9 protein-coding genes are annotated in these 12,223 nt (G+C 55.5%); 8 read left to right on the top strand and 1 reads right to left on the bottom strand.

Going from position 1 to position 12,223, the window contains the following annotated elements; all coding sequences use genetic code 11:
* Nucleotides 1–84: 84 nt before the first annotated feature.
* From BM216_RS33800 to ligD, 6 genes are all read left to right on the top strand, one after another.
* Nucleotides 85–471 (top strand): IS66-like element accessory protein TnpA, encoded by a 387-nt coding sequence (locus BM216_RS33800; protein WP_143102877.1) that lies wholly within the window; start codon nucleotides 85–87, stop codon nucleotides 469–471.
* Nucleotides 468–821: an IS66 family insertion sequence element accessory protein TnpB gene (tnpB, locus tag BM216_RS33805; protein ID WP_143102878.1), complete on the top strand. Its 354-nt coding sequence runs from the start codon at nucleotides 468–470 to the stop codon at nucleotides 819–821. The genes BM216_RS33800 and tnpB overlap by 4 nt, the downstream gene beginning before the upstream one ends.
* A 68-nt stretch (nucleotides 822–889) precedes the next feature.
* A complete protein-coding gene (locus BM216_RS30295; RefSeq protein WP_093002731.1) occupies nucleotides 890–2,434 on the top strand; it encodes an IS66 family transposase in 1,545 nt (514 codons plus the stop codon).
* A 112-nt stretch (nucleotides 2,435–2,546) separates the two neighbouring features.
* The gene (locus BM216_RS30300; RefSeq protein ID WP_093002733.1) at nucleotides 2,547–2,909 is read left to right on the top strand and encodes a hypothetical protein; all 363 of its coding nucleotides are present in this window, start codon (nucleotides 2,547–2,549) and stop codon (nucleotides 2,907–2,909) included.
* Between the two features lie 1,406 nt (nucleotides 2,910–4,315).
* Nucleotides 4,316–4,576, top strand: a complete 261-nt coding sequence (locus BM216_RS30305; RefSeq protein WP_093003628.1) for a hypothetical protein — start codon at nucleotides 4,316–4,318, stop codon at nucleotides 4,574–4,576.
* An 827-nt stretch (nucleotides 4,577–5,403) separates the two neighbouring features.
* Complete coding sequence (gene ligD / locus BM216_RS30310; protein WP_093003630.1) at nucleotides 5,404–6,432, top strand: non-homologous end-joining DNA ligase; 1,029 nt, start codon at nucleotides 5,404–5,406, stop codon at nucleotides 6,430–6,432.
* Nucleotides 6,433–8,188: 1,756 nt separating this feature from the next.
* Here ligD and BM216_RS30320 read toward each other — a convergent pair.
* Complete coding sequence (locus BM216_RS30320) at nucleotides 8,189–9,352, bottom strand: glycosyltransferase (RefSeq protein WP_177230988.1); 1,164 nt, start codon at nucleotides 9,350–9,352, stop codon at nucleotides 8,189–8,191.
* A 444-nt stretch (nucleotides 9,353–9,796) separates the two neighbouring features.
* On the opposite strand from BM216_RS30320, the gene BM216_RS30325 reads away from it, so the two are divergent.
* A complete protein-coding gene (locus BM216_RS30325; protein ID WP_093003636.1) occupies nucleotides 9,797–11,110 on the top strand; it encodes a polysaccharide biosynthesis/export family protein in 1,314 nt (437 codons plus the stop codon).
* A gap of 56 nt (nucleotides 11,111–11,166) precedes the next feature.
* Nucleotides 11,167–12,156 carry an acyltransferase family protein gene (locus BM216_RS30330; RefSeq protein WP_177230989.1) on the top strand — a complete coding sequence of 330 codons (990 nt, stop codon included), beginning with the start codon at nucleotides 11,167–11,169 and terminating at the stop codon, nucleotides 12,154–12,156.
* Nucleotides 12,157–12,223 lie beyond the last annotated feature (67 nt).

A 12,223-nucleotide genomic window follows, 5' to 3' on the forward strand; every position in this document is an offset into this window, starting at 1 on the left:
GGTAAGCGGTGTTCCGCTCCCACGTTGTCCTCGCCGCCGTGATCTGTGATCGCCTTTCCACGGACGAGCAACTGGAGTTTCTCCATGGAGAGTACATTGGAGTTTCTCACGACCAGAAAGTCTGGGCGTGAGCAGCATCGGCACTGGCCGGACGAGATCAAGGCGCAGATCGTTTCGGAAAGCCTACGGCCCGGAGCGTTGGTGAATGAAGTAGCTGAGCGATATGGGCTGAAGCCGAACCACCTGTCGACTTGGCGAACGATGGCACGGCAGGGCAAGCTGGTTCTGCCAGCACCCGAGGATGCGGTGGAGTTCGCGGCGGTTGTCGTCGATCCACCAGTTGTGGAGCCGCCCATCAAGAAAGCCAGCCGTCCCGAGATCATTGTCGGCGCTGTCACCATCCGCTTGGAGGAAGGCGCGTCCGCCTCCCGGATCGCCGCCGTTGCGCGGGCTTGTGCGGTTCCGGCATGATCTTTCCGTCGAACCGGGTTCGGATCATGGTGGCGACCAAGCCTGTCGATTTTCGCAAGGGTCACGACGGCTTGGCCGCACTGGTCAAGAACGAGCTGCACAAGGACCCATTTACGGGGACGGTCTTCGTATTCCGATCACGCAAGGCGGACCGATTGAAGCTGATCTACTGGGATGGCAGCGGTCTGGTGATGGCCTACAAACGACTGGAGGAGCACACGTTCACTTGGCCAGACATCCGGGACGGTCTGATGACCTTAGGCCATGCCCAGTTTGAGGCGCTATTTGCGGGGCTCGACTGGCGGCGGGTCCGTTCTGTTGAGGTAAGAGCGCCAACGGCAATCGAGTAGGTGCGTCACGATGACTCGGTTCGTAAATTCCGACAGCGAGACGCCGCCCAATTTGATAAACTTCCAGTATGTTGGATGCGGTCGATCTTCCAGACGATATCGATGCCCTGAAGGCGATGCTGGTTGCGTCGCAGGCGCGTGAAGCCCGCAAGGATGAGCGGATCGAGCGGCTGGAGAAACTGGTCGCTGCTTTTAAGCAGGCAGCCTTCGGTCGTAAATCCGAGAAGACTGACCCTGAGCAGTTCGATCTTGCACTGGAAGACTTGGAAACGGCCATTGCGGCGATTCATGCCGAAGACGAGGCCGACAGTGCTCCGGGCAAACCGCAACCCAAACCACGCGCCGCCAATCGGGGCTCTCTTCCCGCGCACCTTCCTCGTGTCGAAGAGGTGATCGAGCCGGAAAGCTTGATCTGCACCTGTGGTGGCGGCTTGCATTGCATCGGGGAGGACGTGTCCGAGCGACTGGATGTCATCCCGGCGCAGTTCCGCGTCATCGTCACTCGTCGTCCCAAATATGCCTGCCGTGCTTGCACCGATGGCGTTTCCCAGGCTCCAGCGCCTGCACGATTGATCCACGCTGGACTGCCGACCGAGGCGACCATCGCGCATGTGTTGGTGTCCAAATATGCCGATCACCTGCCGCTCTATCGGCAGGCTCAGATCATGAGTCGACAGGGCATCGATCTTGATCGATCCACTCTTGCCGACTGGGTTGGCCGGGCAGGATTCGAACTCCGCCCGGTCTTCGACGCTCTTATCGCCGACCTGAAGCGGTCGACGAAGCTGTTCATGGACGAGACACGTGCGCCGGTCCTCGATCCTGGCTCCCGGAAGACCAAGACCGGATACTTCTGGGCCTTGGCTCGTGATGACCGACCGTGGCGCGGCGGTGCGCCGCCCGGTGTTGCCCTTACCTACGCACCCGGTCGCAGTGGTCTATATGCCGAGCGGATATTGCAAGGGTTCGCAGGCATCCTCCAAGTCGATGGATATGCCGGATATAATCGCCTGATCGCACCGGATCGCGTTGGACCGGATATCCGGCTTGCCTATTGTTGGGCCCATGCTCGTCGCAAGCTGGTCGAGATCACGCGCAGCGGATCGGCACCAATTGCAGAGGACGGCGTACGGCGGATAGGCGAACTCTATCGGATAGAGACCGAACTACGCGGGCTCTCCGCAGAAGCTCGCCTCGCCGGGCGGCAAGAACGATCATCGCCATTGATTGCGGACATGCGAACTTGGCTGACGCATCATCGCGCCCGTGTCGCTGGCAAGTCGCCGCTCGGTGAGGCTCTTGCCTACATCGACAAATACTGGAACGGACTCTGCCTATTTCTCAGCGACGGCCGCATTGAGATCGACAACAACACAGTCGAAAGAACAATCAGGCCGATTGCCTTGAACAGGAAGAATACGCTCTTCGCCGGACACGATGCAGGAGCCGAGAACTGGGCGACCATCGCCTCGCTCATCGAAACCTGCAAGCTCAACGCTGTCGATCCGTTCGCCTACCTGTCCGCCACGCTCAGCACCATCGTCAATGGGCACAGGCAGAGTCAGATTGACGTGCTGATGCCGTGGAATTATCCGCAGCCAGCACAAGGCTGAAGTCTGCTATCGAGCCAATTCGCTCGTGACATCGAATTTCACCATCCCAACTTGACAGCATCGCGGCGACGTAATCTGCTCGCAATCGCTTCAACGCTGCTGGGGATCATAGATGAATACTGGGCGCTTGTTTCTGATTGCCTATCTCACGATCACTGGTCACGCTGTCGCACAAGGCAATCCGCAGCCCTTGAACGCCGAAACATTCGAATACAGCGCATCCATAATTCGGCAGCTTCCATCCACGCATGACGAGATGATCAAGGGCTGCCCCAAAACTGGTTTTCTGGAGCTGAGCGAAGCTGGACTAAAGGAGCTTCGGCAAAAGAGCGGCTTAACTCGCTCCGCTCTACAGGAGCGCCTGTGTCGTGATATCATTGAAGGAATTGCGTCAGGCGAGATTACCTATCGAACTTGGCGTGATTGGATCAGCACTCCTGATACCGAACGAAAAATCAATGTGTCCGGAAAGTGAGCCACCATTTGAAGCAATTCACTACGGAGTAGCTGTAGGCGAATTCTAAGCATCTCTGTCTCAGCGGTAGCGCTGGAAACGAGCTACTTCAAATGGGTCAAGGTAGCGGGGAGACAGCGCTTACCTTTCATGTACCGGCATGACTGCTCTAAGTCGCGGGGGAAACGCGATATGGTCGTCCATTCGTGCCCTTGGCAAATGCGCACGGCAAAACTCAGGATGGGCTAATTAGACATTTGGAGCATACCCTAATAACCATATCTCCATTCGCTCTGGTTCCTCATCGTCAAGATATGGGCATGATGTTGCGGGCTCGCCTGTTTGCCCTGCGATCGATCCTTCATCGAATATAGCCGCGCGATCCGCACCTGATAGGCTTATCATATCGACTGAGGCATGCCCTTCAACCCAAGCGGCTAAACAGATCGCGTCAGCTTGCATGTATGGATTTGCGATCGGCGACAAACCAATCCGCCCTGCTCGTCGCCCTTCAGCGAAGCATCTGGCGAACTCCTGGTCTTCATCAGCCTCTGACATCGAAAGCCTCTTCTGCGTGACATAGCAACACCGCGAGCCGTTGTGGATGTTTGGAAGGCGGACGACTGCAACTGGCAGAGCTACTGCAGTTGAAGCAAGGTCACCCAGCGTGCAGAGACGCAGGGCATTAACGGATTCAGCCAGGCAATCCTCTACCTTACCGGACTGAGTCCGAGATGACTTATCGGGAGGCGCGGCTTCAATTCAAGCAGGTTCTTCTGTCTGACCACTGGTACACCGACTTGATCATGTGCCGACTCGCCAGAAGCCAGTTCGATATGTCCCGGAACAACAGATGCCTGAAGCGGTCCGGAAAAGGCGAGACTAATCACGCTGGTGTTTCTGCACTGGAACTCCTGCCGACCCGTCCTCGGCAGTTTTTTCAATTTTGTGCGGTGCGGAACTTATCTCGCACGTGCGAATTAGATTAGTGCTGATCCGATCCTCCTCCCTAATTTCCGGATCAGCGCCCTCCCCAAGACCTAGTCGGACTCTCCCTCCGGCTAGGTCACCGCCCTATTCCTTCTCGTGCGCGCCCTTGGTGGCGGATTGTATGTACACAACCACATCAACTCGCCAGAGATCGACATCCTTCAGCAGCGCAACGCCACGCCACCCTGCCTGAAGGAACGGCATGCGGTCGCCCGTTGAGTTCGAGAAGCAGCAGAGAATCTAACCCGAGGGCGTCTCGAAACTCGGCGCTATTCAAACTGCGAATTTTCACTAGCGTGCCGAAACGCATAATCGTGATGCCGCTCAATTTAAAATGGCTCCCTGTTTGATATTCTGTGGAAACCCCTAACTTTCGTGGTTTGAACGCATTTCAGCTTCGGCTTATATTCACATTCGTGCGTTTGGGGGAATAAGCAATGGTCTACGCCTTCATCACGATCCTCATCATCGCAGCAGCGGCACATTTCTACCTTGGACATCTGAATGACAAGCAAGGTGAAGAAGCGCTTCGACGTGGCGTCTACTGCGATCGATCGGCAAATTATTACTGGATAGATGTTGCTGACGATCTTTGCCCGCCCGCACTGCGCAAAGCATATGTTGTTACCAACCGACTGATCAACGTGAACTTTGCTGTCTTCACACTGGCACTATGCCTTATCGTCTGGATAGCTTGAAGCGGAAGACAGCCCGGCTTCCAACAGGCGCCTTCCGCTCGTCGGGAAGCTTCCTTGGCGAGAGCCTTCGACGCCCATCCGATAACGAAGGCGGCTGCTTAACACAATGGTAAAACAGCCGCACAAAGGAAGCATTGTTCGAAAACAACGGGGGTGACTTCCACAAACGGCGGTAAGTCGCGAAGATGTTCAGAATGTGGTAGGCGAGGAAGACCAGCCCGCAGTGCGACCATCCTTCGACTATCGTCAATCCAATGGGGGAAATCCGACGACGTATCGGATCTATTACATTGCAGGAAATACAAGAGGCGAACGGCACGATGAGGTCCTCCAACAACAAGGTACCGCCCGCCAAAGCCACACGGTTCTTAGAAGCCTTCCAAGACTCGCGCGGCCGACCTATCATCAGTTGCGTATGCTTAATTAGCAAGAACGCGGTGGCTGTGTCCGCTACCGGACGGAAGTTACTCCGTTGAGCTAAGGCAAATATTAGCCATCGATGGCTATCGTCGCGGAACTGACGGATGCACGGCGTGTTTGCATTCTTGCTGTCGTGTTCAAATCGAGCCAAACTCAACGTGAGCAAGAAAGCCGTGAGGGTGTCATCAATAGCCTCCAGCAGCTAGCAGGAACCATGAACGGCTTTATGAAAGGCGGCGCCTAGCAGTTGAAGATGGGCCAGTCCCCCAAGTTCCACGCAGCGGCGAGGACGGTTGACCAGCCCATCGAACACGCCAAAGTAGGTTGAGGCAACGAAATGGCCCTCACCCTATCTCTTTATTCGATAACGACAGGCGACAAAACCAGTCGCCGAGCGAGGCCTTGTAATGCGTAGCAAGCCCAAACCACTTGTCAGAGAACCAAGCGTTGCCCGATCGAAGCCGCGTAAGCGACGAGACCCCGAGCAGCCTGAGCTACCCTTCGATGAGATGCCTGAGCGTATTGAGCCTGCGCTTGCGCTTCTTAAAACAGTGGCTCCAAGCGCTGGAAACTGGGCTTACGAGTTGAAATTCGACGGCTATCGCCTCGCCGTCCACATAGACCCTAAAGGTGTTCGGCTTCTCACACGCGGCGGCCACGACTGGACGCATCGATTTCCGGAGATCGCACTGGCTGCAAGCATGCTGGGTGTAGGCACCGCAATTCTTGACGGCGAAGCCGTGGTTTTGGACGAAGAAGGTCGCTCCGATTTCGGCGCTCTTCAACGCTCCCTCGGCGGCAGAGGCGGCAAACGAGCATCGTCAGAGGCTGTATTTTACGCTTTCGACCTGATCTATTTCGACGGGCATCTTCTGACCGAGACAGAGCTCTCAGTCCGAAGACACCTGCTGGCGGATTTAATTGGCGAAGGCGCGAATGGTGCAATCAGGCTTTCTGAAGAGATAGCCGGAGATGGTGCTGAACTATTGCAGGCAGCCTGCGACCTTGGGCTCGAAGGTATCATCGCAAAAGACCGAGACAGCATATACCGGTCCGGCCGCACTGGCGACTGGCTGAAGATCAAGTGCGTGCAGAGCGAAAGCTTCGTCATCGTGGGATACGAGAAGTCCTCGCTCGCCAGGGGCGGTGTCGGGAGCTTGCTGCTTGCCGCCCGGAAGGGTGATGGGTGGGTTTCGGTGGGGTCGGTCGGCACAGGTTTCAAAGAACGGGAGGCCACAGAGCTGAGGACCACGTTAGATAAGCTGAAGGTTGCCAAGCCTGTCGTTCCGCTGAAGGGGAAAAATTATGTGTTTTCGGCCCCTACCCTGATTGCCGAGATCAATTTTCGAGGTTGGACCAACGATGGGAGCCTGAGGCACGCCTCTTACAAAGGTCTGCGCGAGCGTCAAGACAATGCTGACATCTACGAGCTCTGAAGCAGAGTTAGCCCCGCCCGACGAGCGCGGCGGCTTTAGGCGAACGATGGGCGACCATCCAAAAGCGCCATCGTCTATAGCGCGGCAATCAGGATGAGACGAATCTCACCTAGATCGCCGTTATGCAATCGTCCGCCACGCTCGCGCTACATCTGGAGAAGACCAACAGACTTGTGTTCCAACTCATGGTTTTAACAGGCTTGATCGGCAATGGGCATCCTACGCGTCGCCGGTTCAGAGTAAGCAGCAGACCAGATGTTTCCGTAGCTCCGGATCCAACGCGCTGCCAAACCACTTGGGTGGTCGGGGTCGTACTCGCTCGTGCAGAGCTGCCTGAACGTGAGGCGTGTCGGCTATCCCAATTTGGTGGAAAAGATGGAAGGTCGTAGTTTAGAACTGGGCCACAGTAGCGCCCGCAGCACTCTGGATGGAGGCGCTGGCCTCCGATGACGGCCCGGGACATTGCTTCCTGCCACCCGAAAACGGTTGGTACGTGTTGTCCTCAACCCGATACGAGCTGTATCGCTCCATGCACCAGCGCTCGCTTGCGGATGGCTTGCTTAAACCAACTTCGGCAACCCGCTGAACAGTAACTGCTTCGATCGGAGCTGCACACGTCCTCCGCGGCCCGCCACCGTAAGGCTGGTAGGTGTTGTCGGCAGGATTATATGAGCGGTACCGGGCGCCGCACCACTCCCGGGTCTTCCCGGCCAACGTATCGGCCAATGGAGCAACCTGATCGCCGACGACCTCTGGCTTGCTCGTCAAGTCGAGCGCCACTTTGTTGCTCTCTTCGGGCCTAGCCGTTGCCACGAGCGTATCTGTGGCCAACACCGCCGGAAGCCGCTCGTAAGCTTGCAAGCTTGGATCAACCCTCCGGACCTCGGACGACCACAATGGCTCGCCAAGCAAATCAGTAAACTCATGCGGGGCAACAGGTTCCGATAGGTAGGTTGACACCCGCATCCCCGCCGCTGCAACCGGGAGGAGGCAAGAGGCCAGCACGAGGCCTGTTAGTAGTTCGCGCATACGATATTAACCTAATGGATTTGCTATTCAAAATGTCGATCGAGACCGTTTTGTTCCCAAGGTTAGTCCGATATCGTGCTAACCTTTCAAGTATGGGACATCTTGCTCTGACCGAAGCTCGCGAGGACCTGGAGGCGGCCCGAATAACATGCGCGAATAGAAACTGCAGCAGATGACGAGGATCGCGGGAAACATCTGGTGATTTTCAGGGTCTCACATCATCTCAAGCGAAGTGTAGATTTGACCCTTGGAGTTTCTCACTTCGCCTGACACATCAAGCCCAAGCAACCATGGATGCCGTCAAGAGTGACATTCCTACGCTCTTGGACGGTGAAGCCTCAGCACATGATGGCGGTCGTTTAGAAAGGGCAACCGAGACAGGCTAAACGACCTAGCATCTCCGTCACCAGAGCCAGGTGACAAACGCGATCAAGGCAAGCCACATGGCAAGCGAAAGGGCAAAAGCCAGTAGATAGTTTCGAAGACGCTTCGTCATCGTCACACCATGCGTCAACTCGGCATGATGGTTAAAACCAAATCAACCGACATGGTCAATCGATCCTTAAAAGGAGAGGCTATCTTCTTGCCAGACGGCAGAGTCGTTTCGTTTCGATCCGATAGTTCCGCACACGGCCGGTATATTCAGGATCAATCGCAACCGGGGCTCTCGTGACCAGTCAGCAGCGTCATTTCGCGACGATTCGTCCAAAGCCCTGGCCGGACGCGTTTACCGCTGTTCGCGAGCCGCGCTTGCGAGCAAGCGCTGCAGAGAGGTACGTTGTCGCTTGTTCCAGTTAAGGGCGGCCCGTCGAGCAGCCTCACTCGATCTTGTCTGCTGCGCGACATTGTCGAAAAGTGCAAGAACTGCATTTGCGAAGGCTTGCGGATCGTAGTCATCGACCACGGTCACACCTTGGAGGTCCTGTAAATCAAGTCCCTCCATGCCTTTCTTGGTACTGACGACTGGCACGCCATGCGCCATCGATTCAAGGAGTTTGATCTTGACGCCCGTGCCGGCAGTGATCGGATTTATGGAGATCGGCGCGCGGCGGAAGGCCTGTTTGAGATCGGCGACAAAGTGGAGTTTTTCGACATTCGGATGGTCGGGAATATCGTTGCAGATAGTGCCACAAACCAAAAGCTTAAAATTGGGACGGCGTTTCAGGATCAGGGGAAGGACGTCGTTAAGGAAATAATGGATCGACTGACGATTGGCAGCGAAAGAGGATCCGATGAAGGTTGCTCCAAGATTGTCAACAGGGCAAACACCTGTCGTCGAGGGAACGATATGACTGATCGTGAAGATCTCTTGGTCTGACTGTTCGAGCTGCTGCTTGAAAACCTCTGCCTCCTGCTCCTGGATGGCGACGACCGCGTCAGCTCGTTTCAATGCAGTTGCTTCAACATTGTCGCCGGCGACCTGGGCGAAACTGTCATGGGTGTCGATGACCTTATAGACGTGGGACGGCAATGATCGCAGCGCGCTTGAGAACCAGATATAGGTAACGATTGCCGCATCATAATCGTGCTTTAAATTGAGCCTGCGGATCTGGCTTGAAAAAGGGTGATAATAGATCTCGTCGAGAAAATGCGTCGAGGATATCGGGGCTCCGACGCCACGTGCGAGCGCGCGGAAGATCCGGTAGGCGGCTCGTTTGCCGAGATATAGGCCGGCGCGTAAGCCTTGGCGCTTCAGCTCGTGGAAGTGTTCCGCCCCCAGAAACTCGAGATGCTCGTCCCTTCGATACTCGCCTTGCTGGCGGGAAGGCAAAAATATGAAATCAACCTCGTGGCCGAGGGCCTTGATTTCGCGGATCAAGGTCCATTGCCTAGCGCGATTGCCGCCCGACAGGGGGAAGATCGGGATAGTCGAAATGAATGCAACTCTCACCGCGCGCCTCCGGCTGACTGGACGTCTATTCAAAACCAACGGATCAGAGTGGCCAAACTTTATTCAATCCTGCCTATCTTTCAGAAAATCGATGCGTGAGAATCGCCCCATCTCCAGCGCCGATGTCGCTCTCGAGATCTGCGCGAGAGACGCTTGTTGCGGTGATACAACGTCGGCAATTGTGCCAGCTAGGAAACCAGGTCAATCTGCCGCCAGACGTAAGTATTTCATACACATATCCGCACCACTCACGGAGCCTTACGTCTGATGTAAATCCAACTCCATCGTAGACATGCGCCCATCAATAATCAATACATCCATATATCATCGTAGAACTATAATATATACGCAAAATAGCCCTCACCAACCCTCTTGACTACATCATTTTAGATACTCATACTCAACATATTCAGTGGCACATTAAAGACCATAGAGCGCTCCATCATGAACAACGAACGCAGTCTGCTGCGGCGCGCGCGAGGGCGCCTGCACACGACATCGGTTCTGATAGCCTTTGTTTTTCCTGTAAGCGGTTTTGCCGCTGAGGGGTACCAGCTTGGCCCGATGGACAAGCTGAACATCAAGGTTGTGGAATCGCGTGACAGCCAAGATAGCTTCAAGGAATGGCCGGCACTTAATGGGCTATATATAGTTGGTCCAACCGGCTCGATCCTTCTGCCTTATGCAGGAGAGGTTGCCGTGTCAGGCAAGAATCCTGCAGATATTGCCGCCGAGATAGCCGTCAATATCCAGCTAAAATTCGGTCTTTCGGCGCTACCGGAGACGGCGGTTGAGATAGCCGAGTATCGTGGCATCTACGTCGTCGGCGACGTCGCAACGCCCGGGACGTACGCGTTTTCGCCGGATCTGACGCCGTTAAAGGCGGTCGCATTGGCTGGAGGTATGAGCCGCGGTGGTGAATCGCCGGAAAAAACCACACAGGATTTTCTGGCTGTGAGCGGTGAACTTGCCGTATTGATTGCGCAGCGCGATTTCCTGTTGATCAAGCAGGCACGCTTGAGTGCTGAGTTAGAAGAAGCCAAACAGATCGCCTCGCCGGCTGACGCCAGGCCAGGCGACTATACGAGTGACCTCCTCGAAAGCCAAAAGAAGCTGATGACGGCCAGGCAGGAAACGATGGCCTCGCAGCTCAATTCGCTCAATGAGATCAAGTCGCTCTACTCAAATGAAGTCGTCTCGCTTGAGCAGAAGTCGGTCACGCAATCGCGACAGATCCAGCTGGTGACCAAAGAGCTCGAAAAAGCCAATAAGCTTGCCGACCAGGGCCTTGTTCTTAGTGCCCGGGTACTGGGACTGGAATCGACTATTGCCGACTTGCAAGGCAATCTCATCGATCTTGGAACAGCGACCCTGCGGGCCAAGCAGGAGATCAGCAAAGCGGATCGTGAGACTTCGGAATTGCACAACGAACGTCGCGCAGAACTGGTTGTTGAAGTTCAAGATACGCAGTCGCAGTTGAAGGAAACCGAGCTCAAAATCACCAACGCACATGAGCGGCTTGCGGCGCTCGCGTTGGCTTCGCCGGCCATTGCCGGCCAGTCGATGTCAGATCTGCAAGATAGACTAAGCTATCGGATTACGCGTGTCATCGATGGCAAATCGCAGGATATCGATGCCTTAGCGCATACTGCTCTGACCCCCGGCGACCTCATCAATGTCAAGCTACAGCGACAAGGCTTCACACCGATCAGCGGATCGACTCCGGCCAGTATCAAAACGGTCTCAGCCGATCGGTAGTCGCCATGGTCGATCGATCTCACGCAGTCCCTGGGACGTTGTCTCCGACAGGAGACATGCTGAAGGTCGGTAGATCAAGGATTAAATGGGTTGATAGCGCGCGAGGTATCGGGATCGTCCTTGTGGTTTTCGGCCACACGCTTGGCGGGATGCTTTCGGCCCGCCAGCTGGATCCGACCGGTCTCGGAAAATTGGTATTCGACGCGATATACACTTTCCATATGCCGCTTTTTTTTCTGCTAAGCGGCTTGTTCATCGTCCCGCGGCTGGACAGAGGGACACGGCAATTTCTCTCTGCAAGCCTTTCGTCGATCGTTCTTCCGTATTTCCTGTGGGGCGCAATTCAGAGTATTGTGATTGCCACGGCAAGCTCTCTGGTGACGGCGCCGGTGCCATTGAGCGGCATGCTGATCGTTCGGATGCTGTGGTCTCCTCCGTCGCAGTTTTGGTTTCTTTATGCGTTGTTCTTCATGCAGGTACTGGCGGTGATGATCCTGCCAACGCTTGGTGCTTGGCGCTTTTTCCTCTGCGCAATTGTCGCTAGGCTTTCGCTAGAGTTTTCCCTGTTGCCGAATGTCTTTGATATCGTCATGCGCAACTGGCTCTACTTTGCACTCGGAGCATGGCTTGGTCACCACGCCGTAGATGCCATCGCAACATCCCGGCCACGCGGCGAGCTCATCACGACTACCGGCTTGGTGTTTGTTACCTTTGCCTATGACTGTGTCCGTAGAGGCGGCGACTATGCATCGCTTTCGGCCATGCCTGCTGCCGCTTCAGGCATTGTGTTGACCATCGTCTTATCACTCAAACTTCCTGACGCCCTTACCCCTACCATGACCTATCTTGGTCAACGGTCCATGCCTATCTATCTTCTCCACGTGTTTATCGTTGCCGGTACCCGCATTCTGTTCGTGCGCATTCTGCAGATCGATGAACCGATCTTTATCATGGCTATTGCTGTGACGCTTGGTCTAGCTTTGCCGCTTGCAGCAGACTGGATAGCTCGGAGGATCGGCGTTGGTCGAGCCGTCGGGTTTCCGTAAGCTCGGACATAACAGGTTATTGGCAAATCGCCTTCGACACATCCGCAGAAGCGGTGAACCGTCGATC

This window comes from Rhizobium sp. NFR07, from assembly GCF_900111905.1.
In the GTDB taxonomy this organism is placed as follows: Bacteria; Pseudomonadota; Alphaproteobacteria; order Rhizobiales; family Rhizobiaceae; genus Neorhizobium.

Coding starts and splice junctions, on each gene's coding strand:
- BM216_RS30295 (WP_093002731.1), top strand. CDS start 890: ATGTTGGATGCGGTCGATCTTCCAGACGATATCGATGCCCTGAAGGCG.
- BM216_RS30325 (WP_093003636.1), top strand. CDS start 9,797: ATGAACAACGAACGCAGTCTGCTGCGGCGCGCGCGAGGGCGCCTGCAC.
- tnpB (WP_143102878.1), top strand. CDS start 468: ATGATCTTTCCGTCGAACCGGGTTCGGATCATGGTGGCGACCAAGCCT.
- ligD (WP_093003630.1), top strand. CDS start 5,404: ATGCGTAGCAAGCCCAAACCACTTGTCAGAGAACCAAGCGTTGCCCGA.
- BM216_RS33800 (WP_143102877.1), top strand. CDS start 85: ATGGAGAGTACATTGGAGTTTCTCACGACCAGAAAGTCTGGGCGTGAG.
- BM216_RS30330 (WP_177230989.1), top strand. CDS start 11,167: ATGCTGAAGGTCGGTAGATCAAGGATTAAATGGGTTGATAGCGCGCGA.
- BM216_RS30305 (WP_093003628.1), top strand. CDS start 4,316: ATGGTCTACGCCTTCATCACGATCCTCATCATCGCAGCAGCGGCACAT.
- BM216_RS30300 (WP_093002733.1), top strand. CDS start 2,547: ATGAATACTGGGCGCTTGTTTCTGATTGCCTATCTCACGATCACTGGT.